23 protein-coding genes and 2 pseudogenes are annotated in these 25,441 nt (G+C 47.9%); 15 read left to right on the forward strand and 10 right to left on the reverse strand.

Annotated elements, in window-relative coordinates:
- Positions 1-103 precede the first annotated feature (103 nt).
- On the forward strand, positions 104-2,446 hold the full coding sequence (gene mrcB, locus ELR70_RS08635) for a penicillin-binding protein 1B (RefSeq protein WP_054014591.1): 2,343 nt from the start codon (positions 104-106) through the stop codon (positions 2,444-2,446).
- 15 nt (positions 2,447-2,461) lie between these two features.
- Here mrcB and ELR70_RS08640 read toward each other — a convergent pair whose 3' ends face one another.
- The 5 genes from ELR70_RS08640 to ELR70_RS08660 form a co-directional block, all read right to left on the reverse strand.
- Positions 2,462-4,303: a methyl-accepting chemotaxis protein gene (locus ELR70_RS08640; RefSeq protein WP_054014592.1), complete on the reverse strand. Its 1,842-nt coding sequence runs from the start codon at positions 4,301-4,303 to the stop codon at positions 2,462-2,464.
- Between the two features lie 138 nt (positions 4,304-4,441).
- Complete coding sequence (gene hemL, locus ELR70_RS08645) at positions 4,442-5,728, reverse strand: glutamate-1-semialdehyde 2,1-aminomutase (protein WP_054014593.1); 1,287 nt, start codon at positions 5,726-5,728, stop codon at positions 4,442-4,444.
- Between the two features lie 79 nt (positions 5,729-5,807).
- Entirely contained in the window at positions 5,808-6,824 is a 1,017-nt protein-coding gene (locus ELR70_RS08650) for an aspartate carbamoyltransferase (protein ID WP_054014594.1), read from the reverse strand.
- A 173-nt stretch (positions 6,825-6,997) separates the two neighbouring features.
- The gene (locus ELR70_RS08655; RefSeq protein ID WP_054014595.1) at positions 6,998-7,432 is read right to left on the reverse strand and encodes a CopD family protein; all 435 of its coding nucleotides are present in this window, start codon (positions 7,430-7,432) and stop codon (positions 6,998-7,000) included.
- Positions 7,433-7,460: 28 nt separating this feature from the next.
- Positions 7,461-9,143, reverse strand: a complete 1,683-nt coding sequence (locus ELR70_RS08660; protein WP_054014596.1) for a chloride channel protein — start codon at positions 9,141-9,143, stop codon at positions 7,461-7,463.
- A 249-nt stretch (positions 9,144-9,392) separates the two neighbouring features.
- Here ELR70_RS08660 and erpA point away from each other — a divergent pair, with 249 nt between their 5' ends.
- Positions 9,393-9,731 carry an iron-sulfur cluster insertion protein ErpA gene (erpA, locus tag ELR70_RS08665; protein WP_054014597.1) on the forward strand — a complete coding sequence of 113 codons (339 nt, stop codon included), beginning with the start codon at positions 9,393-9,395 and terminating at the stop codon, positions 9,729-9,731.
- Positions 9,732-9,887: 156 nt separating this feature from the next.
- On the opposite strand, the gene ELR70_RS24815 is transcribed toward erpA, so the two are convergent.
- Positions 9,888-10,064 carry a hypothetical protein gene (locus tag ELR70_RS24815; protein ID WP_164881440.1) on the reverse strand — a complete coding sequence of 59 codons (177 nt, stop codon included), beginning with the start codon at positions 10,062-10,064 and terminating at the stop codon, positions 9,888-9,890.
- Positions 10,065-10,403: 339 nt separating this feature from the next.
- Between ELR70_RS24815 and ELR70_RS08670 the strand changes: the two genes are divergently transcribed.
- Positions 10,404-10,649 (forward strand): helix-turn-helix transcriptional regulator, encoded by a 246-nt coding sequence (locus tag ELR70_RS08670; protein WP_010382949.1) that lies wholly within the window; start codon positions 10,404-10,406, stop codon positions 10,647-10,649.
- Between the two features lie 92 nt (positions 10,650-10,741).
- Here ELR70_RS08670 and ELR70_RS08675 read toward each other — a convergent pair whose 3' ends face one another.
- Genes ELR70_RS08675 through ELR70_RS08690 form a run of 4 tightly spaced genes read right to left on the reverse strand, consistent with a single transcriptional unit; the run spans position 10,742 to position 14,548 of the window.
- On the reverse strand, positions 10,742-12,124 hold the full coding sequence (locus ELR70_RS08675; protein ID WP_054014656.1) for an MFS transporter: 1,383 nt from the start codon (positions 12,122-12,124) through the stop codon (positions 10,742-10,744).
- 55 nt (positions 12,125-12,179) lie between these two features.
- Positions 12,180-12,782, reverse strand: a complete 603-nt coding sequence (locus tag ELR70_RS08680) for a peptidylprolyl isomerase (RefSeq protein WP_054014657.1) — start codon at positions 12,780-12,782, stop codon at positions 12,180-12,182.
- 36 nt (positions 12,783-12,818) lie between these two features.
- Positions 12,819-13,382 (reverse strand): YajG family lipoprotein, encoded by a 564-nt coding sequence (locus ELR70_RS08685; RefSeq protein ID WP_054014598.1) that lies wholly within the window; start codon positions 13,380-13,382, stop codon positions 12,819-12,821.
- 2 nt (positions 13,383-13,384) lie between these two features.
- A complete protein-coding gene (locus tag ELR70_RS08690) occupies positions 13,385-14,548 on the reverse strand; it encodes a methyltransferase (RefSeq protein WP_054014658.1) in 1,164 nt (387 codons plus the stop codon).
- A 78-nt stretch (positions 14,549-14,626) separates the two neighbouring features.
- Between ELR70_RS08690 and ELR70_RS08695 the strand changes: the two genes are divergently transcribed.
- The 12 genes and pseudogenes from ELR70_RS08695 (at position 14,627) to ELR70_RS08750 (ending at position 25,187) form a co-directional block, all read left to right on the forward strand.
- Positions 14,627-15,229: an alpha-ketoglutarate-dependent dioxygenase AlkB gene (locus ELR70_RS08695; RefSeq protein ID WP_054014599.1), complete on the forward strand. Its 603-nt coding sequence runs from the start codon at positions 14,627-14,629 to the stop codon at positions 15,227-15,229.
- A 55-nt stretch (positions 15,230-15,284) separates the two neighbouring features.
- Positions 15,285-15,602 carry a BolA/IbaG family iron-sulfur metabolism protein gene (locus ELR70_RS08700; protein ID WP_054014600.1) on the forward strand — a complete coding sequence of 106 codons (318 nt, stop codon included), beginning with the start codon at positions 15,285-15,287 and terminating at the stop codon, positions 15,600-15,602.
- A 72-nt stretch (positions 15,603-15,674) separates the two neighbouring features.
- Positions 15,675-16,865: an enoyl-ACP reductase FabV gene (fabV, locus tag ELR70_RS08705; protein WP_054014601.1), complete on the forward strand. Its 1,191-nt coding sequence runs from the start codon at positions 15,675-15,677 to the stop codon at positions 16,863-16,865.
- A gap of 381 nt (positions 16,866-17,246) precedes the next feature.
- Positions 17,247-18,590, forward strand: coding sequence for a Na(+)-translocating NADH-quinone reductase subunit A (locus ELR70_RS08710; protein WP_054014659.1), 1,344 nt, complete (start codon positions 17,247-17,249; stop codon positions 18,588-18,590).
- 1 nt (position 18,591) lies between these two features.
- Positions 18,592-19,791, forward strand: coding sequence for an NADH:ubiquinone reductase (Na(+)-transporting) subunit B (locus ELR70_RS08715; RefSeq protein WP_054014602.1), 1,200 nt, complete (start codon positions 18,592-18,594; stop codon positions 19,789-19,791).
- On the forward strand, positions 19,784-20,530 hold the full coding sequence (locus ELR70_RS08720) for a Na(+)-translocating NADH-quinone reductase subunit C (protein WP_054014603.1): 747 nt from the start codon (positions 19,784-19,786) through the stop codon (positions 20,528-20,530). Before ELR70_RS08715 ends, ELR70_RS08720 begins: the two co-directional genes overlap by 8 nt.
- On the forward strand, positions 20,530-21,162 hold the full coding sequence (locus ELR70_RS08725; RefSeq protein WP_054014604.1) for an NADH:ubiquinone reductase (Na(+)-transporting) subunit D: 633 nt from the start codon (positions 20,530-20,532) through the stop codon (positions 21,160-21,162). Before ELR70_RS08720 ends, ELR70_RS08725 begins: the two co-directional genes overlap by 1 nt.
- Positions 21,163-21,172: 10 nt before the next feature.
- Positions 21,173-21,781, forward strand: a complete 609-nt coding sequence (gene nqrE, locus ELR70_RS08730; RefSeq protein WP_049864589.1) for an NADH:ubiquinone reductase (Na(+)-transporting) subunit E — start codon at positions 21,173-21,175, stop codon at positions 21,779-21,781.
- 20 nt (positions 21,782-21,801) lie between these two features.
- Positions 21,802-23,027, forward strand: a pseudogene (gene nqrF, locus ELR70_RS08735) (NADH:ubiquinone reductase (Na(+)-transporting) subunit F).
- 182 nt (positions 23,028-23,209) lie between these two features.
- A pseudogene (locus ELR70_RS08740) lies at positions 23,210-24,186 on the forward strand (FAD:protein FMN transferase).
- A gap of 109 nt (positions 24,187-24,295) precedes the next feature.
- A complete protein-coding gene (gene nqrM, locus ELR70_RS08745; RefSeq protein ID WP_046003082.1) occupies positions 24,296-24,508 on the forward strand; it encodes a (Na+)-NQR maturation NqrM in 213 nt (70 codons plus the stop codon).
- 79 nt (positions 24,509-24,587) lie between these two features.
- Complete coding sequence (locus ELR70_RS08750; RefSeq protein ID WP_054014606.1) at positions 24,588-25,187, forward strand: histidine phosphatase family protein; 600 nt, start codon at positions 24,588-24,590, stop codon at positions 25,185-25,187.
- Positions 25,188-25,441 lie beyond the last annotated feature (254 nt).

The raw sequence follows: 25,441 nt of genomic DNA on the forward strand, positions 1-25,441 counted from the left end.
AGAAACAACCAAAAAGTGCGCCTCATCGCGCTTTTTGGTTTAAGCGGAAGTTAATCTGAGATAATCTAGCATCCATTAACTCTCAGCAAACATTCCATGGGCAATGGCAGACAATAAAAAAGCACCGAGCAAACCCCGTAAATCCCCACGCAAAACATCTGCCAAATCAGGCAAGAAAAAGACTGCCAAATCTGCAACGACAGTAAAGCAACGTTTGGGTGCATTTCGTCGTCGTGTCCTGAGTACGCTGTGGTCATTGTGCTGGAAGTTGAGCTTGGCGATGGTATTTGCCGTTGCCGGTTACGTGGTCTATCTCGATGCTAAAGTCAGTCGCCAATTTGAAGGTAATAAATGGCAACTGCCAGTACAGGTATACGCCAGGGCGATGTCGTTTTATCCGGATCAGTACCTGGCTGAGCAGGAAGTGATTTGGGAGCTGGAGCGGCTCAATTATTCCCGTGTTAATCGCATTAAACACACGGGGCAGTTCGTGGTTCAGGGTCGTACCATCACCGTTTATCGACGTACTTTTGAGTTTCATGACGGGGTTGAACAGGCCCGTATATTCACGCTGAATTTTGCCGGGAAAAAGCTTGCCAGCATCGTTAATGAGCAGGGCAGGCGAATTCAGGCGGCAAGATTAGAGCCTGTACAAATTGCCCGGATAGGCAATGAAAGCCGGCAGGACAGGGAGTTTGTACCACTGGCGAAAATGCCAGATATTCTCAAAAATACCCTCCTGGTTGTTGAAGACAGGGCTTTCTATGAGCATCATGGCGTATCGGTATGGTCAATCATGCGTGCCCTCTATCATAATATTCGTGCCGGACGCACAGTGCAGGGAGGTAGTACCCTGACCCAGCAACTGGCAAAGAATTTTTATCTGACCCGAGAGCGCTCTTTGCTACGTAAAGTCAATGAAGCCTTTATCGCCCTTATTCTGGATTTCCGTTACAGCAAAGATGAGATCCTGGAAGCTTATCTTAACGAGGTATATCTGGGCCAGGCTTACAATCAGGGTGTGCATGGAATGGGTTTGGCAGCAGAATTCTATTTTGCAAAGCCGGTCGATGAACTTGAGTTTGATCAGATTGCCATGCTGGTTGCTATGGTGAAAGGCCCTTCGTATTACAATCCACGCCGTTATCCGGAGCGCACAATGGAGCGGCGCGATCTGGTACTCAGGTTGATGGCTGAGAATGGCTTGATCACCACGAATGAATACCGTCAGGCGTTGGAGCGCCCCATCAGCATACAGCCTTTGAAAGAAAGCCTGATGCAAACCTACCCGGGATATCTGGAGTTGGTCAATCGTGAATTACAACGCTTGTTACCTGACGAAAATGTGGTTAACGCTGGGATCCGGGTATTTACTTACTTCGATCTGCAAAAACAGACTGCAATGGAAGATGCCATCAGTGAGGGGTTACCCTATCTTGAGCGACGTTTTTCGACGGCACAACTAGAAGTGGGCATGCTCTCGGTAAATATTGAAAAAAGTGGTGTTTCTGCGCTGGTCGCCGGGCGTCAGCTACGATACTCAGGGTTTAACCGGGTACTGGATACCCGTCGCAACGTGGGATCTCTGGTGAAGCCCGCTATTTATCTTTCAGCGTTAGAACAACCACAGTATAATTTAGGCACTTTGCTTGAAGACGCTCCGCTGCAAGTCACCAACGCGGCAGGCAAAACCTGGCAACCGGAAAACTTTGATCACAAATTCAGAGGTGCGGTGCCGTTGTATCGTGCCTTTAGTGAAAGTATTAACATTCCTGCCGTGAATCTAGGTCTGGATGTGGGCGTTGATACGGTTGCCCAGACTATGCAACAGTTGGGGATCGACAGTGATATTCCTCTGTATCCTTCTATGCTGCTGGGTGCTGTGGAATTGTCTAGCTTTGACGTCGCACAGATGTATACGACACTGGCTGCCAGCGGCCAGTATGCGTCACTCACGAGTATCTCTGCCATTACCAACACCACAGGGAAGCGCTTGTATCAGCATCGCGTTGCTCGCCAATCTCGTTTTTCTCAGGAAGCTATGTATATGACGCGTTATGGACTCAAAAGAGTAACAAAAAGCGGTACTGCAAAGCGTCTGAATCAGCATTTTCCGTCAGTTCAGCTGGCAGGTAAAACAGGGACAAGTAATGAGTTGAGAGACAGCTGGTTTGCGGGATTCGATCACAATACAGTGACGGTGACCTGGGTCGGGCGTGATGACAACAAGCCTGCAAAATTGACTGGGGGCAGAGGTGCGCTGGAGCTGTATATCCGCTATTTAAAGCCTCTGAACCCACAAGCGATAGCGGACCAACGCCCTCAGGGGATACGCTGGGCGTTTATTAATGAGCGAACCGGAGAGCAGGCCGCACCGCATTGTGGGCCAACTATTCAGTTACCCATACGTATTGAGGAATTTAACCCTCGTCCCGGGTGTGGTTAACCCGAAGGCTGATCGTTATTCGGTTTTGAACTTAGCAATCAACTGCTTCAAAGTGGCCGCCATATTACTGAGTTTTTGAGCATCGCTTTTTGTGGCCTCTGCGGAACTTAGTGTGTGGTCGGCAAGGTGGCTTATTTCACTCGACTCTGCCAGTGCCTGTTGGGTTGCAACAGCCTGGCGTTGTACCTGATCGCTGATCACATGACCTTGCTGGTCGATATCGGCCATACTTTGTTCTGCGGCGCTGAGTACCTGGTTTGTCTCATTGGCTGCACTGACACCTTGTTCCATTTTTTCGACACTACTGAGCATTTTCTTTTGCGTATCATTCGATGCCTGTTGCAATGAGTGAATAATGGAATGGATCTCTTCAGTCTGTTGCTGAGTTCTCTGCGCCAGAGTACGCACTTCGTCTGCAACAACTGCGAATCCACGACCTTGCTCTCCCGCTCGAGCAGCCTCTATGGCTGCGTTAAGTGCTAACAGGTTGGTTTGTTCCGCAATTTCACTGATCCCCAGGCTCACTTTGCTGATGTTTTGACTATCCTGAGCTAGTTTATCCAGCGCGATACGACTTTCTTCGAACTCTTGTTGCAATACCGTCATATGTTCGGCCAGTCGAGTGGTATTTTCACTGCCCTGTTTGACTTGTTGCGCGGCTGTGGCGGCCAGCTCAGTGGCATGGTGGGCTGAGTTTTCAACGGCATCCGCAGCATTGGCCATTTCACTGAGGGCCTGGTGTACTGTCTGGATTTTAGCTTGCTGTTGTGCCACGTCTTCCCGGGTATCCTGGCTTATCTGACTGAGCTTGTCTGTTGCGCCGTATAAGTCGATTGATGTAGTTCTGACATTTCCCAGCAAGTGGACAAAGGCATCCAGCACGGCATTGTACTGGCGCAAGATTTCGCTAAGCTCATCTTTGCCCCGAGGGAGTGCTCTGACAGCCAGGTTGCCCCCGGCAGCTTGTTGTGCTGATGCTGAAAACTCCGCAATGGTATCTACCACAGCAAAATAGAAACCGAGCATAAGATAAAGTGCTAATAGCAGGCTGAGCACAGAGGCCAGCGCCACCAGATTGCGGATCCTGCGTTCGCTCGTCAGTTTGTTATCGAGTAGTGTTTTCAATGTCGGCGTTGCTTCATTGATCAGACCACTGAGTTGGGTCAGTACATCACGATGCGCGCTGTTAAATGCACTGTTGGTCAGCTCAATGTCATCGGGCTCAAGCAACTTATCTTTGATGGCTCGATGATAGTTATCGAGTGAACGATTCAGCGCTGAAATTTTGTCTTTGAGACGTTTATTAACTTGTTTGTTATGTGCTGTTGCCACGCCCAGTTTGTCGTTCATCTGCGCTTTAACCAGTGGCAGAACTTTGTTTAGATTAGACAGCGCGATAAAAGAATCCGGCGTAAAGCGGCCCTGGCCAATGATATCAGTGGCTTGCTGGGCAATATTATTAACCTGGGCTATCAGGTTTGGCAGGGATTCGACCAAAGAGCGATTGAGATAAGAGCGGCTGAGATCATTATCAATGGCGAGTTTGGAAGCGATGGACAGATGTTCGAGTTCATTACCTGGCTTTAAACCTGCGGAAAATGGACTGCGTGCCAGCACCTGGGCATTGCGTTGGGCTTGCTGGTTGAGCAGGTTTTCTAAAATAGGGGGGTAAAATTGCAATCCGGCACGCTGTTGCTGACTGACCTGAATAGACTGAGTCAGGGTAGAGTTCAGAAAAAATAAGCTCAGACTGAGTGGCACCAAGAGAATGCCAAATACCAGGCTGATTTTTGTTTTGTATTTTAGCTGTGCCATAAAAGCGATGGCTGGGCTGGCGGCTGATCTGAGTCCTGTCATAATGTTATCTTTGCTTATAAGTCACTGTTAGGAGACCGTGAATAAGCAAAGAATAGTTCAAAGCATCGAAAGTTTTTACTGTCAGCCACAAAAAAAGCCCCATTGGGGCTTTTTAGGTATTTGAGCTATACGGATTTATCAGGCAGCAAGCTTAGCAAAAGCGCGTTCTGCGGCCTTGATTGTTTCAGCAATATCTTCGTCGCTGTGCATGGTGCTGACAAAGCCGGCTTCGAACGCGGACGGAGCCAGATAGACACCTTCTTCCAACATCAGGTGGAAAAAGCGCTTGAAGCGCTCAAGGTCGCATTCAGTCGCCTGCTGATAGGTGTCAACACGTGTAGCTTCGGTGAAGAAGAAGCCAAACATACCACCTGCATAGTTGGTGGTTAGTGCAATACCCGCTGCATCTGCAGCACGCTGGAAACCGTCACAAAGTTGCTTGCTTTTGGTCTCAAGGGTATCGTGCAGTCCTGGCTCAGACAGCAGCTCAAGAGCTTTCAGGCCAGCGGTCATGGCAATCGGATTACCGGATAGCGTGCCTGCCTGATAGACTGGGCCTACAGGGGCAATGTAATCCATGATTTCACGCTTACCACCAAAGGCACCCACAGGCATACCACCGCCAATCACTTTACCCAGACAGGTCAGATCTGGCTCGATATTGTAATAGGCCTGAGCGCCTCCCAGTGCCACCCTAAAGCCTGTCATGACCTCATCAAAGATCAGGACTGATTGATGGGTATTACAAATCTCGCGCAGACCTTCCAGAAAGCCTTCGACCGGAGGAATACAATTCATATTGCCCGCCACAGGTTCAACAATGATACAAGCGATTTGATCCGGGTATTGTTCAAAGATGGCTTTCACTTCGTCGAGGTTGTTGAAAGAGACGGTAAGTGTGTGTTTAGCAAAATCAGCTGGGATCCCAGGAGAGTTAGGTACGCCCATTGTCAGCGCACCTGAGCCTGCTTTAACCAGTAGAGAATCCGCATGGCCATGGTAGCAGCCTTCGAACTTCAAAATTTTATCTCTGCCTGTATAACCACGGGCCAGACGGATTGCACTCATAGTGGCTTCTGTGCCGGAGCTGACCATACGTACTTTGTCAATTGACGGAACAAGTGCTTTGACTTTTTCAGCCATCAGAATTTCGCTTTCCGTCGGTGCACCATAGCTCAGGCCATTTTCAACGGCATCCAGCACTGCTTGTTTAATTTGAGGGTGGTTATGGCCCAGGATCATCGGTCCCCAGGAGCCAACATAATCAATATAACGTTTGCCATCGGCATCAAAGGTATGCGGGCCTTCAGCCTTATTGATAAACAGCGGCGTGCCACCCACGCCGTTAAACGCACGGACGGGTGAATTAACGCCACCCGGGATAGATTCCTGGGCACGAGAGAAGAGATCTTGACTGATTGTCATAGTGTGTCCTTTGTTATGTGCATAAGGTATCTGGTGTTTTTTACCAAATACCTCAAATCATGAGAATAAGTGTAACAGCTTAGCTGTCCCGCTTGCGACTGAACCAGGGCACATCCACTTCATATTGCTCAACCTTATCGGCAACGCCCAGTGTCAGTGCAAACAGCGCCATGCGGATCAACACGCCGTTTTGAACCTGACGGAAGATAGCCAGGTTGTCGTTATTATTTAAATCATTGTCCAGTTCGTTGGCATCCCCACGGCTGTCGCGTGGTAGTGGGTGCATCAGTACCGACTCCGGTTTACAATGTGCGTCATAAATCGCCTGACTGATGCGAAAGCCGCCACGGTATTTATTGGCTTCTTCCTGTGACGGAAAACGCTCTTCCTGAATACGTGTCTGGTAGACGATATCTGCTGCCAGGTTGCCTTCCATCTGAGATACCAGCTCAATCTGGTGACCCGCATTACTGACCGCATCCAGAATATAGTCTGGCATCTGTAACCCGTCCGGGGCGACCATAGAAAAGCGCACGTTTTTATAGTGACACAGTAATTTAGAAAGGGAGTGCACTGTTCGGCCATATTTAAGGTCGCCAACCAAAGCGATATGCATGCCGTCAATGCCACGCTCAAAGCGTCCCAGTTCACGCTCAATCGTCAGCAGGTCCAGTAAGGCCTGAGTGGGGTGCTCGTTCGGACCATCACCACCATTGATCACTGGTACATCTGAACCGGTAGCAAACTCTGCAACCGAGCCAGCATCTGGATGGCGCATCGCTACTGCATCCGCGTAGGCCGAAATGACTCGGGCTGTGTCATACAAGGATTCTCCTTTGGCTAAAGCGGAACTTTGCATACCTGTGGTCTCGCGGACCGTGCCGCCTAGCAAATTAAAGGCGGTGCCGAAACTGACACGCGTTCGGGTACTGGGTTCAAAAAACAGGTTAGCTAATACAGCACCTTCTAACACGTTGGTACGTTTGTGCTTTTTAGCGTAGGGTTCCATTTTCTTAGCAACACTGAAAATCAGCTCAATGGCATCTCTGTCGAGTTCGTTGACGGAGAGGATGTTTTCACCTTGGAAACTTAACATGCGGCGATTCCTAATCACAGATTGACAACAGGAGGCGGGGAGCACTCCTAACCGAGCTCGCAAAGCAGGGGCATAAAGCGCACGCTGCGTTGGGTAACTGGAGCGACATAATAGCACAATTGTGGTTTTTTGGGCGCGGAAAATGACGGCTGGCTCGCCGTCATACTGTGTTATCAGAAAACCGGTTTCACGATGGCGAGCATGATAATGATCAGCAGTAAAATGACCGGGAATTCGTTAAAAATACGGTAGAAGCGATCGCTGCGCTGATTTCGATCGTGCTTAAAGTCCGCCAGAAGTTTGAAACAATAGGCATGATAGAGATACAGCATGATCACCGGCACTAGTTTATAGTGCAGCCACAGGTTTGCGCGGAACCATTCACGCCCGTAGCTGGTGATCAGCAAAATGCCAAAGACTGCTGTGAGAATGGCAAACGGGGTGACAAAATAGAGCAGCCGCCGCTCCATGATTTTAAGCATTGCCGAACAGGGCTTTTCGTCTGTCATAGCATGGTAAACAAATAGCCTGGGCAGGTAGAAAATCCCGGCAAACCAGGCAACCATAAAAAAAATGTGTAGCGCTTTATACACGAGCAGAGTAGTCATAGAACCTCTTGGTTGTCTTTACATTCAATTACAGCAAGCTGTTTCTTGTAGTGAGAATATGGCGGATCTGATCCCACCTTAGCAAGCCCATAATTTGTTCGTTATTCTTTTGATTATACACGTATACTGCGCCGGAGCGCTTGTCTTTAAGAATGTCGAATGCGTCGGCGAGCGTTGCTTGTGTACTCAGACCTTGTAACTCAATATAGGTGATAGTCATGCTCTGCTCTGAAATTAAACTGAGGTCATATTCCGCAAGCCGGTAACCATGCTCCGCGTCGTGCACTATCAGAGGCGTCTGGCTGTCGATGGCTGACAGAGTTTCTCGGATCTGATCTTTGTCATCTGAATAGAGGAGCTTGAAGCCTTCATCCATCTCTTCCATGATCCCCACCTTTTGCAGGGCCTCCTTGGCGGGAGAAACCTGATAGGGCAACCCTTGGAAATCAAGCTGTTGCAAGAAGATTGAGCGGTTACCAAATACTTGCAGTGCGGTGACATAGGCACAAGAAATCACTATCATAGCTGGCACCACAATCTGTGGACTGGAAGTCAGCTCCATGACCGCAGTAAGGGCAGCCAAAGGCGCATGTAAAGTGGCCGCCAGCAGGCCTGCCATACCCAGTACGCCATAAGTGCCAGCAACACTGACATCCGGTGAAATATACTGAGCGAAATACGCCATCAGGGTGCCAATTAACACGCCTAAACCAATCACAGGACCAATGATACCACCTGGGATCCCGAGCCCAATGGCAAAGATAGTGGCAAGCAGTTTCGCAATTAAAATCGTGGTGAGTAATTGAAGTTCTCCAGGGGTTTCGACTGCGATTTTAATGGCACTCATGCCTGAGCCCATGGCTTCTGGTACCAGGTAACCGATCAGACCGGCCAGTAACCCTGCAAGCATCAGGCGGGGAAACATACTGATGGGCTTAAACGTTTTTATAATAAGCATCAGGTTTTGGTTAAATGCAAAGGCGATGGCTCCAAGCACAAAACCGCATAAAATGAGAAATGGATAGTGCCAGAACGAGAGTGTTGAAACGCTGATCAATGACAGTTCCAGATCATGGCCAAACACATATTGCGTGGCCAGTGCGCCAGTGACCGCGGCAAGCATAATAGGCACAAAAATATGGATCTTATATTCCCTCAGTACCACTTCCATAACGAAAATCACCGCAGCCAGAGGTGTATTAAATGACGCAGCGATGCCGGCTGCAACACCACATCCGGCGAGTGTACGGGCTGCATTCATGGGGAGGTGCAGACGCTCAGCCAGAATGCTGGCACCGGTGGCACCCATGTGCACGGACGGGCCTTCCCTGCCAACGGAAAAACCACTGATGAGCGCGACGGCACCACCAAAAAATTGGTTGACCGAATTCCAGATTGGCATTTTTCCGTAGTGCTGTTTGATGCGATAGATAACAAACGGGATACCAAGGCGGTAATGCTTAAAGCCCGTCAAGCTGGCAAACAAAGCGATCAGTAAAGCGGCACCAACAGGCAGTAAAACGCGCTGGTGTTCCGGCAAAGTGGTGAAATCATCCGGACTATCTAAAAATATGCTTTGTACCAATAAGATGGTCAGACGAAATAAGATGATCAAGACTGCAGCAATCAAGCCTGCGCCAATTCCCAGCAAGCAAAGCTGAATGGACGTTTTTGGTTTCGCTAAGCGACGGCGTAAATTATCGAGCGACATACAATATTGGCCTGTAGAGAGTCTTGGTTGTGAGCAGCCTAGTGCCTTAGTGCTGCATTGAGTACCTTTAATGCATCTGATAAGTGTATCAAATATTCTAAGTCCTTGTAATTAAGTAAATCAGGCAACAGAGTACTTGAGTAGGAGTTTAGCGTTTAAATCGGCTCATAGCGAAGGTGACTCTATACTTGATTAAAATAGTCAGGTATTAGATAATTCCGCCACTAAATGTACAGGGGTCGAATACACATGTCTGATCAGATACCGATTAAATTTTCCGACGCGGCGGCAAATCGCGTGAAAGAGCTTATCTCTGAGGAAGAAAACCCTAACCTCAAGCTGCGAGTGTATGTGACTGGCGGCGGATGTTCTGGGTTTCAGTATGGTTTTACTTTTGATGAAAAAACCAATCCAGGTGATTTAGAAATCGAGAAAAATGGGGTGTCTATGGTTGTGGACCCTATGAGTATTCAATACCTGGTTGATGGTGAAGTAGATTATACCGAGGGCCTTGAAGGCGCGCGCTTCTTTGTCAGTAACCCTAATGCAACGACGACTTGCGGTTGCGGCGCGAGCTTTAGCGTATAAAACGACTCTAAATTGACGTTTTTAAACACCCTGGCCATGCACTCGCATGGCTTTTTAGTTTCTCTATTAGACAAACCGCTACCATTATTTTTCCCTGAGTTCTGGTACAGTATAAGGTACTGTATTGATCGTCTGTGGGAAGTCAGAGCTGTCTTGCTAGCCAGGGTTGGTAAGATGCATCATAAGCACAAAGAATCCCAACACCAGAGTGGAAAAAGCGAGAATATAGATGAATCCGCGTTTGCCTTGTTTGAGCGGAACGCCGTTGACGCGCAAAAAGTAATACCAACCCACACACAGCAAAATGGGTAGCAAAAATATGAGCCGGATCATCAAAAATTCTCCTAAAATTTGTTATTTTGTTACAGATTAGCTCTAAACCACTATTTTTTAAAGAAAAAATAAATTATTTCGTATACTGGTACAAGTTATAAAATATTTGTTAAAGTGTCACAGTAATCTTACCTCTCTATTTTAGGTAAGAAAGTTGAAAATTTAATTAGGTGTTAGAGAAAAGATCGTCTATACCTAATTTGGTACATAGGAACAAGGCAGCGTAAATCTGTATTTTATGATTTGTTTACCTGACTTGTGAAATAACAAACCGCCAGTCGAGACGGGCAAATTTCGTACGGCGGTATTAATTAATCATCGAGTAGGAGATGTTTTATTATGATGGGGAAAACGGTTTCTTCTGAAGAAAACAGTAAGTTGACTAAGTGGCTGAAATCAAAACGTCACGAGAAAGGTCATACAATGCGCAGTTTGGCTCAGGTGTTAGGTACACCGCATTCTTTCATTGGCAAAATTGAAAATCAGGAACGTCGTTTAGACGTGATTGAGTTTCTGCGTTACTGTGAAGCGCTGGAAGTCGACCCATATGAAGGTCTAGCTCTTATCAAAGAAGAGCAGATGTAAACGACTGGCATTGCCAGTACGTGTGCAGGTGCAAGGAGCTGCACCTCTATCCTCTTAAAATGGACCTGACACACCCGTCATTTATTCCGTCGTTACTTACCCTGACTATGATAGTTTTGCTCTATCTCGTAGAGCTTGTGACGAATGGCATACAAGAACACCAGAGACGGTACAACCATCAAAGCCGTCAGCGCGAAAAACACTGCCCAATTGCCACCTAACCAATCATCAATAACGACACCACTGTAACTGGATAGCACCGTTCTTCCCAGACTCCCCAGTGATGCCAGAAGGGCGTAATGGGTTGCGCTGAAAGCGCGGTCGCAGAGCATTGAAATGAATGCCACCATAGCTACCAGTGACCAGGCCTGAGTAAAGCCATCGATCACGATTGCAAGGGCATATAAATGCTCCTTTGGTCCCGCAATGGCAATCCAGGAGAGCATCAGGTTGGAGGCAGCCATTGCAACACCACTGATAAACAGCCCTTTTACGATGCCATATTTGTGGTTAAAGATACTGCCCAAAAACGCAAAAACAATCGTGATAAGACCGGTTCCGAGCTTTGAATATTGAGCTATCTGACTGTTAGTAAAGCCAACTTCTTTGTAGAAAACGATAGACATACGGGCCAAAAAGGCTTCGCCGATTTTGAACAAAAAGATGAATGCCAGCAATGCCAAAGCGGCTTTTACGCCATTGCGATTGAAGAAACTGCGAAACGGCTCTACCAGTGTGACGGCAAGCCACGCGAGAATGCGTTGTAGCCTGCTGTGATCCAGCCCGGCCAGCCTTGATTGATATTGTGCCTGTAGCTGTTGTTGGGTGTGCTCACGATGAGACTGAGGTTCTTGTGCTGTCAGTGTGATGAAAAACAAAGCCACCATGATTATGGCCAGTAATGCGTAGATGTCGGCCCAGCTTACTCCGGGCAAATCCGCCGCAAAAAACGGAATAGCACCTAGCAGGGCGTATCCACTCCACCACCCGGACGTCGCCATGGCGGCCGCGGCGGTAGATTTTTCACTCTCTTCTGGGGGAAGGATGTCAATCCGATAAGCGTCTATTGCAATATCATGGGTAGCCGCACTCAGAGCAATAATGAAACACAATAATGCAGCCTGATAAAGATCCGCTTTCAGGTCGACCTGACTTAACGCCAGTGCTGACAGTGCAACAATCAGTTGCCCGGCTGCTATCCAGCTACGCCTTTGCCCCAGCCACTGAGTCAGCAATGGCAGACGAACCCGATCCAGCAGGGGAGACCATAAAAAGTTGATGGTGTAGGCACTGAACACGATACCAAACAAGCCTATCATACTGCGGCTCAGACCCTCATCTTTGAGCCAGGCAGACATCACTGAACCAATGAGCACCCAGGGAAAGCCCTGGCTAACCCCAAATGCAAATACGGTGAGCAAGCGCTTATCCCGATAGTAGCTGGCATAGTCACGCAGGCTGGAAGATATAATCATAGTGTTTTCCAACATGGTATCGCCCGCCTTGTGCTGGGCGATACGAGGTAAGTGGTTATTCGAAGGTCTCTTCCGGCAGCATTTCAATGCTATGGATGATCACGGGTACTTTGGGGATAAAGGTGTAACCCAGCTTTTTATTGTAGTCGGTTTCGACTTGCATGATTTTGTCCAGCGTGTCAAAGCCATCGGATACGCTACCGAACACCGCAAAGCCCCATCCGCGTCCTGGGTTAAGATGGTCGTTGTCATCCATGTTAAAGAAAAACTGACGCGTACCTGAGTGTGGTTTATTGTCCTGGTAGGCCATTGCTATGGTGTACATATTGTTCTTCAGGCCATTGCCACTTTCGTTAAAAATAGCCGGACGCTCAAACATGCCATCATAGTCTTTATCATAGCCACCACCTTGGATAACAAAATCCCGCTCGTTCGCGTCATCCCGTTCAACGCGGTGAAAAACAGAGCCTTTGTAATCTCCGTTGATCACATAGGTCAGAAAGTTATTAACTGTGATTGGAGCACGGGAGCGGTCCAGTTCGACGATCACTTTACCCAAAGAGGTGTTGATCTGAACTTTAGGAAAAAGATTGTCTTTTTGGACGAAACGTCCTTCTTTATTGTTTGCAAATGAGAAACAGCTCACCAATGCCAACATGAACAGAATAAGGGTACGAAGCATAGCGAGACCTTTTTATTGTTGCAAAAAGTTGATCAATTCTTTATCCGACAGCAAGCGCGTGATCACCTGCTCGGCGAGGCGGTTTAATTGTCCCTCAACTTGAGACTGGTCATGTTTCAGCGGTTTACTGAATTGCGCTTCGCCATTGAAAGGTTTTGAAAAGGTTCGCTGCCCTTTGACTACTTCGACAACAAAATCCGCATTTGCCGTGCTTTCGTGACGACTGAGAGATTCATCAACCTTGGCGACAAAGGTACGAATTCGCAGTGTCAGCTGAGTGTCACTGTGTTGTGCCAGCGTAACGCCGTTGGCTTCCAGAGCCTGAGAAAGCAGCTTGGTTAAAGTGACTGGCAAATCCGCATTTGGCAGATAAACAGCGGGCTCTTGTTCCAGTACTTTAATGGTAAATTTAGTGGTACGGTTGTCGACAACCTTAATTGCCATTGTAGTGGATAACTGGCTTATATTGCCGCCCTGATAACTGGGATTAAGGATCACAGATTTGGGGGCACTACTACATCCAGCCAGTAGTGTGATTGCTGCACCAAAGAGGGTGGCAGAAAATGCTAAACGCATGATTAGCTCCTTTTAATAGAACTGAGTACCGTAAACTTTTTATTATTGCCTATCACCTTACAATTCCCGAACAGACGCTGCAACTTATCAAGGTAATCAAGGTGGCGATTGCCAATGATCCTAAGCTCACCGCCATTTTTTAGAGTGTGCTTGGCTTGCAAAAACATCTGCCAGGCGATGTGGTCGGTGATTGCCTGCGCCTGATGAAAGGGGGGGTTACACAACACCAGATCTGTAGTATTTGATGTAAAATCACTGAGGCAGTCATTTTGGGTAAACTGACAATCTGCCAGCCTGTCTGGCAAATTAAACCTGACGTTCTCTTTGGCACTGGCCACCGCCATGGCAGACTCGTCCACAAAGGTCACTTGCGCATTTGGCATACGTGCCAAAGTTTGCAGTCCGATCACACCGTTACCACAGCCCAAATCTATCACCCGCAATGGCTTCTTGCCCGCTGGCAGGTAATTCATAAAAAAGCGTGCGCCGATATCCAGTGAATCCCGGGAAAATACATTGGCATGGTTGTGAATTGTGAAGGGCGAGTTTTCCAGAGACCAGCTGACCGGGAACTTGTCAGTTACGGGTTTACCAGTGGTGGCACAGAAGATCAGGCGAGATTTCTTAACCGCCAGGCTGGTGGTCGGCTGTTGCAAAAAGTGGCTAAAGCTTTTCAGTGTAGAAGTATGGATTTCTTTGGCTTTACCTGCTGCTACAACGGGTATCCCCGGAGCGAGGTGACTAAGCTGGGATAGCTGATGTTGCAGTAGTCCTGCATTTTTTGGCACCTTTATTAAAATCAGATCGCACTGCTTTGGCAAGTCAGCCAGACTATCCAGCTGGGTGAATTTAGCGTCGCCCTGTATCCAGTCCAGCTGATTTTCAGCCAGGTTATGGCACGTTGCTTGCTGGGCCACGAATGAGTCACTCACCTGTGTGATCTGCCACTGCGGGTGATCTTTCAGTTGTGCTGCCAGCGTACAGCTTAATGCCCCAAAGGCATCATTGAGGATCAGGATGTCGCGTGCATCCGGGTAGGCTGTGGTAATATGGTCCAGCAAGTATTCGTCGGCCGCATCCCAGGCTTGCAGGCTGCGGTTTTTTTGCTCAAGGGGAAAACGATGCAGGGTCAGAGCCGTGCCGGCCAGTACAGCGTCGGTGATCATGACGGGGTTAATCTCACTCATGGTTGGTGCTAACACTTTGCAAAGTGTTGGCAAAACTAACAGAACACGTAATATAGCATGTCGAGACTGAACAAAGAATGTTTGCCCGGGCAAACGCCGCAATTGCCGCCAGGCTTTAAGTTTTTGCCCGCTTGTATCGGGTTTGAGAAAAGTTTGTCGCTGTATGAACATTTGGCGACAACGCTTAACTGGCAGCAGCCCAATATCACACTTTTTGGTCGAACCTCACCAATTCCCAGGCTCCAGTGCTTTATCGCTGAGCCGTCGGTATCATACGGATATTCGGGCACTCAACTCAATAACACCCCCTGGCCAGAAGTGCTCAGAGCAATGCGCTCTCGCCTGGAACGTGAGTATGGGCAGGACTTTAATGCTCTGTTGGTTAATTGGTACCGCGACGGCCAAGACAGCATGGGCTGGCATAGCGATGATGAAGCTGAGCTGGGCCTCAACCCGACGATTTTTTCCTTATCGCTGGGCGCAACACGCGCTTTTAAAATTCGCCACAAACAGACACGTGAGACAGTGACGCTGCCCCTGCCAACCGGTTCTGGGCTATTAATGACGGGCCGTAGCCAGCATGACTATCAGCATGCACTACCCAAACAAGCGCGGGTAACTCAGGGCAGGATCAACCTGACGTTCAGAACAGTTGGTTAATGGCGTATAAATGCGTATAGTATGCGCTAAATTTTCTCCGTACTGGGAGTGAGTTATGTCAATGCAACAACAAATCTACAGCAAACTCGCCGATGCCATTGCGTGCAAACACCTTAATGTTCTCAATGAAAGCCATATGCACAGCCGAGGCAGTGAGTCACACTTTAAAGTGATTGTGGTCAGCGACAAGTTTGCCGGACAGCGCCTGTTACAGCGCCACCGTTTGATCAACGAGGTATTAAAGGAGGAGCTGGCAAATCATATTCATGCGCTGGCGATCCACACTTATACTCCGGAAGAATATGCCGAGCAACATGGCGAAGTGCCAGATTCACCGAGCTGCCTGGGCGGTTCAAAATTCGACAGCGAGTGATCAGACCTGTATTTTCAGGATCTGCATTTAAACTAACGCGGTTTTCATAATACAGAATATGTAGGAATAGACATGGTCATCAAACCTAAGATCCGTGGTTTTATCTGTACTAATGCCCATCCAGTGGGCTGTGCTGAGCACGTAAAAGAACAAATTGCTTATGTTAAGGCTCAGGGCCCAATCAATAATGGTCCTAAAAATGTGTTGGTGATCGGTGCATCGACCGGCTATGGTCTGGCCTCTCGTATCACTGCTGCATTCGGTGCTGGTGCAAAAACTTTAGGCATCTTCTTCGAGAAAGAAGGTACAGAGAAAAAAACGGCTTCTGCTGGCTGGTATAACACAGCAGCATTTCAGCAGGCGGCTGATGAAGCTGGCCTGTGGTCAAAGAACATCAACGGCGATGCTTTCTCAGATGAATTAAAAGCCAAGGCAGTTGAAACCATCAAAGCCGAGATGGGCAAAGTAGACTTGATTATCTACAGTCTGGCATCTCCGCGCCGTACCGACCCTAAGTCGGGCGAGACCTTTTCATCGGTACTTAAACCAATTGGTCAGACAATCACAACCAAAAACCTTAATACCTCCAAGCGGATCATCGACGAAGTGACTGTGGAAGCAGCGAATGAGGAAGAAATCGCGAACACCGTTAAAGTGATGGGCGGCGAAGACTGGGAATTGTGGCTGGAAGCGCTGAAAGAAGCGAATGTACTGGCTGAGGGATTCAAAACGTCGGCATACACGTATATTGGTAAAGAACTGACCTGGCCTATTTACGGTCATGCGACTATAGGTAAAGCCAAAGAAGACTTGGATCGTGCGGCTGACGCTATCAAAGCCTCAACCAAAGCGTTAAATGGTGAAGCTTACGTGGCGTCATTAAATGCTGTGGTAACTCAGGCGAGCTCGGCTATTCCTATAATGCCTTTGTACATCTCTACGCTGTTCCGAGTAACCAAAGAAGATGGCACTTACGAGGGGACTATCGAGCAGATCCAAGGTTTGTTTAGCGAAAATCTGTACGGTGAGACGCCACGTTTTGACGAAGGCGGCCACCTGTTCCAGAACTATAAAGAACTGGAAGACGGTGTACAGGCACGCATCAAAGTGATCTGGGATAAAGTAGACACCGACAGTATTGATGAGCTGACAGATTACGTTGGTTATCACAATGAATTTCTGAAGCTGTTTGGCTTCGGCATTGAGTCAGTTGACTATGACGCAGACGTCAATTCTGTGGTTAAGATTAATCACCTAATCTAACCGACAGACGGGCGAATTCGTGTAGTTCGCCCGTTTTCATTTGTGCCCACAGTAGAGAAAATCCCTTCCCGGTTTGCCTTTCGTTTTTCATCAATACCACTTTGGTCTATATTTAAATTCTTGCAGTGATGCCCAATGAACTAAATCCATTGTTAAGTCGTATTATTTTCATATTTCCACTCGCATAGTCAGTACGATTAATGTTAAAATTGCGGAAATATGTAAGGACTATATACCACGGTGCTCGTTTCCCGTTGCGGACAGGTTGGCCCGACTTTGTGTATGTTGTGCCAGCTCTTTGACTCCAATACAACTCAGAGAATAGTGCCGTGGTAAGTAAAGATTTATCAATTTCTTTCCGTTAATGTAATGCAAGTGCGTATGATCAACATAAAAAAAGGTCTGGACTTACCCATAGAGGGCGCACCACAGCAAGTTATTCATGATGGTTCTGCTGTCAAACGAGTAGCTGTGTTGGGTGAAGAGTTTATTGGTATGCGTCCAACCATGCGAGTCCGTGTGGATGACCAAGTCAAGAAAGGCCAAGTTCTTTTTGAAGACAAAAAGAATCCTGGCGTCAAGTTTACTGCGCCAGCCTCTGGTGTAGTTAAAGAAATTAACCGTGGAGCCAAGCGTGTTCTTCAGTCCGTTGTGATTGAAGTACAGGGCGATGAGCAAATCACTTTTGAAAAGTTCCCGGCTGCTGAACTCGGCAACCTGGATCGCGAAAAGGTGAAAGAAGTGCTGATCGAATCGGGTCAATGGCCAGCGTTGCGTGCACGTCCTTTCAGTCGTGTAGCAGTACCTAGCGCGTCGCCAAGCTCGATCTTTGTTACCGCAATTGACACTAACCCTCTAGCTGCGGATCCTGCTGTTGTGATCGCTGAAAACGTGGAAGCGTTTGAGGCTGGTCTGGCTGTGGTTTCGCGTCTGACTGATGGCAAAGTGTTTGTTTGTAAGCAAGCTGGCAGCAAGGTGCCGAGCTCTTCGCTTTCTCAGGTAGAAGTACATGAGTTTGCGGGTGTTCACCCTGCTGGTCTGGTTGGTACACACATTCACAATCTTGATGCTGTTGGCGCTAACAAGCAAGTATGGCACCTGGGTTACCAGGATGTGATTGCTTTCGGTAAGCTATTCCTAAGCGGTGAAGTCTACTCAGATCGTGTTGTTGCTTTGGCTGGTCCGAGTGTGAAGAACCCGCGTCTTGTTAAGACTCAAGTTGGTGCGTCGTTAACCGATTTAGTTGCAGGTGAACTTGAAGATGGTGAAAACCGGGTCATTTCTGGCTCTGTGTTAGCTGGTAAAACAGCCACTGGTCCTCATGCTTACCTGGGTCGTTACCATGTACAGGTTTCTGCGTTGTCTGAAGGTCGCGAAAAAGAGCTGTTTGGCTGGATCGCACCAGGTAGTACTAAGTTCTCTGTAACCCGTACCTTCATTTCTCACTTTGCGCCAAGCCGTCTGTTCAAGATGACTACCTCTACCGGTGGCTCAAAGCGTGCGATGGTGCCAATTGGTAACTATGAGCGTGTAATGCCGCTTGATATCCTGCCAACTCTGTTGTTGCGTGACCTGATCTCTGGTGATCTGGACAGCGCGATTTCACTGGGTGCGCTAGAGCTGGATGAAGAAGATCTGGCGTTGTGTACTTTCGTTTGTCCAGGCAAATACGACTATGGATCAATCTTGCGTGATTGCCTGACTACAATCGAGAAGGAAGGTTAAAATGGCCTTAAAGAAATTTTTAGAAGACATTGAACCTCACTTTGAACCTGGCGGTAAACACGAGAAGTGGTATGCCCTGTACGAAGCAGTTGCAACTGTTTTCTACACGCCTGGTTATGTCAACAAAGGCGGCACTCACGTACGTGATAATATCGACCTGAAACGTATCATGATCTTGGTATGGATGGCGACATTCCCAGCTATGTTCTTCGGTATGTTCAACATTGGTCACCAAGCAGCTATCGCGCTGGGCAATGGTTTTGAAATTGCAAACACTTGGCAGGCGGCGCTATTCCAGCTGTTTGGCGGTGAGCTTTCGGCTGATTCTGGCTGGGGCGCGAAAATGTTCTACGGGGCCTGTTTCTTCCTGCCGATTTACGCCACTGTATTTGTTGTTGGTGGTTTTTGGGAAGTACTATTTGCCTCAGTGCGTAAGCACGAAGTAAATGAAGGTTTCTTCGTAACATCAGTACTGTTTGCCCTGATCCTGCCTGCGACGATTCCGCTATGGCAAGTTGCGCTGGGTATCACCTTCGGTGTGGTAGTGGCAAAAGAAGTATTCGGTGGTACAGGCCGTAACTTCCTGAACCCGGCACTGGCTGGTCGTGCATTCCTGTTCTTCGCATACCCAGGTGACATCTCAGGTGACACAGTATGGACAGCGGTAGACTCTTTCTCAGGTGCAACTTACCTGGGTCAGGCTGCAACAGGCGCGCTTGATTATGACAACATGGTACTGTGGTGGAACGCATTCTACGGCTTTATTCAAGGTTCAGTAGGTGAAACTTCTACACTGGCTATCATGATTGGTGGTTTGTTCCTTATTTATGTTCGCATCGCATCGTGGCGCATTGTCTTGGGTACTTTCCTGGGTATGGTCGTGATGTCTATGCTGCTGAACATGATCGGCTCAGACACTAACACAGTATTTGCTATGCCTTGGCACTGGCACTTAGTACTGGGTGGTTTTGCATTCGGTATGTTCTTCATGGCAACCGACCCGGTATCTGCGTCTTTCACAGACAAAGGTAAGTGGGCATATGGTGCATTGATTGGTGTAATGGTTGTGCTTATCCGTGTTGTTAACCCGGCATACCCAGAAGGTATGATGTTGGCAATTCTATTCGCAAACCTGTTCGCACCACTTTTCGACCACATGGTTGTGCAGTCAAATGTGAAGAGGAGATTAGCACGTGTCTAGTAACAATGAATCTATCGGCAAAACGCTAGGCGTTGTTGTTGGCCTATGTTTAGTGTGTGCGGTTGTCGTATCGTTTGCGGCAGTACAGCTTCGCCCACTACAACAGGCAAACAAAATCGAAGACGTGCAGCGCAACATTTTGGCAGCTGCTGGCGTTGAGAACGTTGAAAACGTGTCAGAAACCTACAACCAAGTGATCGACGCACGCGTTGTAGATATGAAGACCGGTGAGTTTGTAGACACAGATCCTAACTCATTCGATTTCACTATGACTAAGTTCGACGCGGCGCGCAGTGTTGCTCTACCAAAAGCAAAAGACGTTGCGGGCGTTCAGCGTATGACGACTGAGTCTCCGGTTTACCTTGCTAAGAATAGCAATGGTAAATTTGAGTCTGTGATCCTGCCAATTCAGGGTTACGGTCTTTGGGGTATCATGTACGGCTTTGTAGCATTGGACCTGGACGGCGAAACTATTCAGGCAATCAAATTCTACCAGCACACTGAAACTGCGGGTCTGGGTGGTGAAATCCAGAATCCTAAGTGGACTGCAACCTGGGAAGGCAAGAAGCTACCAATCGACGTAGTGAAAGGCACAGCAGGTAACGATGTGCATAAAGTAGATGGTCTGTCTGGTGCAACGTTAACGTCTAACGGTGTTGAAAATACATTTACGTTCTGGACAGGCGACGATGCGTTTGGTCCATTCCTTGCGAAAGTACGTGAAGGGGCATTGAACTAATGGCAAACTCAAAAGAAATGAAGCAAGTCCTGTTTGGACCTGTCTTCGCAAATAACCCAATTGCACTGCAAGTACTGGGTATCTGTTCTGCGCTGGCAGTAACATCAAGCCTGAAAAACGCACTGATCATGTCAATTGCATTGACTGTGGTAACTGCGTTCTCAAGCTTGTTCATCTCTATGATCCGTAACCACATTCCGTCAAGTGTACGAATCATCGTTCAGATGACCATCATCGCGTCTCTGGTTATCGTTGTTGACCAGGTACTTCAGGCATTTGTGTATGCCACGGCAAAAGAACTGACGGTATTCGTTGGTCTGATCATTACCAACTGTATCGTAATGGGTCGTGCAGAAGCCTATGCAATGAAGTCGCCACCTCTGATGTCATTCCTGGATGGTATCGGTAACGGTCTTGGTTACTCAGTTGTCCTGATCGCGATTGGCTTTGTACGTGAGCTGTTCGGTGCTGGTGCACTGTTCGGTGTTGAAATACTGCCACTGATCTCTAACGGCGGTTGGTACCAGCCTATGGGTCTGTTGGTTATGCCATTTAGCTCGTTCTTCCTGGTAGGTGCATTCATCTGGGCACTACGTACCTGGAAGAAAGACCAAGTAGAAGCTAAGGCATAAGGGGAGAGAGATGGAACATTATCTTAGTTTATTTGTAAAAGCGGTTTTCGTTGAAAACTTAGCGCTATCTTTCTTCCTGGGGATGTGTACTTTCCTGGCGGTATCTAAGAAAGTAACTACCTCATTCGGTCTGGGTGTTGCGGTAATCTTCGTACTGGGCGTTGCTGTACCAGTCAACAACGTGGTTTATCACGCTATCCTGGCACCGGGCGCACTTGAGTGGTTAGGTTTCCCAGAAGCTGACTTAAGCTTCCTGAAGTTCCTGACATTTATCGGTGTAATCGCGGCACTTGTACAGATCCTTGAAATGACACTGGACAAGTTCTTCCCGGCACTATACAACGCTCTGGGTATCTTCCTGCCTTTGATCACGGTTAACTGTGCGATCTTTGGTGCGGTATCTTTCATGGTTGAGCGTAACCTGAACTTTGGTGAGTCAGTGGTCTTTGGCTTAGGTTCTGGTGTGGGCTGGGCGCTTGCTATCGTATTGTTAGCAGGTCTTCGCGAGAAAATGAAGTATGCTGATATTCCTGATGGTTTACGTGGTCTGGGTATTACCTTTATCACGGTAGGTCTGATGGGCTTTGGCTTCCTGTCATTCTCTGGTATTTCACTTTAAGGTAGCGAGGAAACTATACGATGGAAACTATTGTATTAGGTGTAAGTATGTTCATCGCTATCGTTGTGGTGTTGGTACTTATCATCATTGCAGCGAAATCTAAGCTGGTACCTAGCGGTGACATCATGATCGGCATTAATGGCGATCCTGAAAAAGCAATTAAATCTGCACCAGGCGGTAAGCTGTTAGGCTCACTGGCTGATGCTGGCATCTTCATTTCATCAGCCTGTGGTGGCGGTGGTTCATGCGGTCAGTGTCGCGTCCACGTTCACTCTGGTGGTGGTGATATTCTACCAACTGAACTTGATCACATCACTAAAGGTGAAGCCCGTGAAGGCTGTCGTTTGGCGTGTCAGGTTGCTGTTAAAACAGACATGGAGATTGAAGTTGAAGATTCAATCTTCGGTGTGAAGAAGTGGGAATGTACTGTTATCTCTAACGATAACAAAGCAACCTTCATCAAAGAGCTTAAACTGGCTATTCCTGACGGTGAGGTTGTACCTTTCCGCGCGGGTGGTTACATCCAGATTGAAGCGCCTGCACACCATGTTAAGTACGCAGACTTTGATATTCCTGAAGAATATCGTCCGGACTGGGAGCGTTTTGGCTTCTTCAAGCTGGAGTCTAAAGTAGACGAAGAGACAATCCGTGCATACTCAATGGCGAACTACCCGGAAGAGTACGGCATCATCATGCTGAATGTACGTATCGCAACTCCGCCGCCTAATAACCTGAGCCTGCCTTGTGGTAAGATGTCATCGTACATCTGGTCACTGAAAGAAGGCGACAAAGTCACGATTTCTGGTCCATTCGGTGAATTCTTCGCGAAAGACACTGATGCGGAAATGGTCTTCGTTGGTGGTGGTGCGGGTATGGCGCCAATGCGTTCACACATTTTCGACCAGCTTAAGCGTCTTAACTCTGATCGTAAGATGTCTTTCTGGTACGGTGCACGTTCTAAGCGTGAAATGTTCTACGTGGAAGACTTCGACGGCCTGCAGGCTGACAACGATAACTTCCAGTGGCATGTTGCACTTTCTGATCCTCAGCCTGAGGATAACTGGAAGGCTACACAGGCTTCATTCACAACGTACTTTATGAAAACTACCTGAAAGATCATGAAGCACCAGAAGACTGTGAATTCTACATGTGTGGACCACCGATGATGAACGCGGCGGTTATCAACATGCTGAAAGACCTGGGTGTTGAAGATGAAAACATCCTGCTTGATGACTTCGGTGGTTAAGCTGAAATACATATGATCTTAAAGTGGTTTTTAAGATAAAATAGAAGCCCCTTAGCAGTTATGCTGAGGGGCTTTTTTTATGGGTAATGCTCCGCACCAGGCGGGGGTTACTGGCAATTGAAATACAAGGGATGACACTGATGCTAAGACAGAGCCAGTTTTGTTTAGTTTTTTTATTGAGCATGCTGCTTGTGGCATGTGGCCAGGCAAATAAACCAGCAGAGCCCATTGTGCTACAGGGTAGTACGATGGGCACAACCTACAATATCAAAGCGTTTGCAGAGAACACCACACTGACAGAAGCGCAGTTACATACAGACGTAGAAGCGGCACTGAAAGCGGTGAACCAGTCTATGTCGACCTATATACCGGATTCTGAAATCAACCAGTTTAACCGCCTGGCCGCTAACCAGGTCATGCCTGTCAGTGAGGACTTCAGAAAGGTGGTGGCTGAGTCCATTCGTCTGGGCCAGTCTACTGAAACTCTGGATGTAACCATGGGGCCGCTCATTGATTTATGGGGATTTGGCCCGGACAAACGCCCAACCAAGCGACCTTCTGATCAACAACTGGCGCAAATGCGTGAGGAAATTGGACTGGATAAGCTCATTTTAACCGATGCGGGCCTGGCAAAAACTCTGGATCACCTGGAGCTGTCTTTTTCAGCAACCGCAAAGGGCTATGGCATAGACAAAGTGGCCGAACTCATCGAGTCTCACGGTATCACTAACTATATGGTGGAAATTGGGGTGAGCTGAGATTATCGGGTACTAAGCCGGGTGATGAGCCCTGGCGCATCGCTATTGAGAAGCCGGATGCACCGGTTGGACAAAGACAAATTCACAAAGTGATTGAGCCGGGTAAGAACAGTGTGGCGACGTCAGGCGATTATCGTATTTTTTATGAAATGGATGGTGAGACCTTTACCCACCTGATCGATCCGGGTACAGGTAAACCTGTCAAACACGATCTGGTGTCTGTGACGGTATTACACCCTTCTGCGATGACAGCCGATGGACTCGCGACAGCGCTAACCGTGATGGGGACTGAACGCGCCAGAGCCTACGCCGAGCTACACGACTTAGCGGTCTACTTGATCAGCAAAAGTGATGATGGTCTGAAGGTGTATGCCAGCAGTGCATTCAAGCCTTATTTATAAGCGGATCTGTGTCGCGAACGTTTCAACTTAAGCGCGTTTAGTTATATAATGAGCACAATTCACCGTCACACATCCACACCTGTGGATGAATATGCAAAAGGGGCCTGAGATGTCACTATTTTTACTTACCTTCGGATTGCTGTTGTTGATCGCCGTTGCAATGGCGGTAGGCGTTATAGTACAGAAGAAATCAATGGCCAGTAGTTGTGGTGGACTGGGCTCCATGGGCATCGACAAGATCTGTGATTGTGACGACCCGTGCGACAAACGTAAGAAGCGTCTTAAGAAAGAGCAAATGTGGAAAGAGAATCAGATTCTCTAACCCATTGAACCCATCGAAAACGCAAGCTCAGGCTTGCGTTTTTGCGTTTCAGGCCCCCAAGTAACAGAGCTATAAGCCCATGCAACAAACCTTGTATTTTATTCGCCATGGTGAGCCGCTTGAAACTGGTCGCTTGCTCGGGCGCACAGATATGCCGGCAAGTGTATCGGGTAATGAGCAGGTGTATGCCCAACTGCAGGCTTGTGATGCCATTTCACAGGTAATTAGTTCTCCGCTGCAGCGGTGTCAGACAGTGGCGCGCGCGTTTTGTGAATCAACTGGTTTGACATTACAGGTTGACCCCAGGCTCAGTGAAATGGACTTTGGTGACTGGGACGGACAAAGCTATGAGGTGCTCTGGCAGTCAACGCAGTCGCCCGGTATTGGGGATTTCTGGCAGAGCCCGTGGCAGCATACGCCACCTAACGGTGAACCGATGTCAGTATTTCACATGCGCTTAAGTGACTGGTGGCAGCAGTTGATAACAACGCCCTCACCCCAGAACACCGCCATTGTCACCCATGCGGGCGTGATTAAACAATTGCTGGCAACCTGGTTAGGCTTGCCTGAGGGCTTTGATACGCATTTATCTCGACTGGAGATAGGCTATGCCAAAGTGATTAAAGTAAATGTCTTCTATGATGACACCGGTCGTGCCTGGCCGAAAGTTGTGTTTTAGACGTCTGGACTTCATAATAGGCGTTAAATCTAGAATCGTATTGTATTGGCAGTCATTGGGAATGAGGTGTAAACCCTCAGCTGTCCCGCAACTGTAATGGACTTTTATACCAATTTGCTTAATTAAGTGTTCTATTTTGAGGCGAGAAAATAGGGTCGATAACACCGCTCACGCGTCCTGCTATCGCTGAGGCACCTATGTCCATATAGGCGAGGCAAAAATTTTTTATTTAGTTGTTCTAAATAAAAAATTTT

The sequence above is a fragment of the Pseudoalteromonas sp. R3 genome, assembly GCF_004014715.1.
Taxonomy (GTDB): domain Bacteria; phylum Pseudomonadota; class Gammaproteobacteria; order Enterobacterales; family Alteromonadaceae; genus Pseudoalteromonas.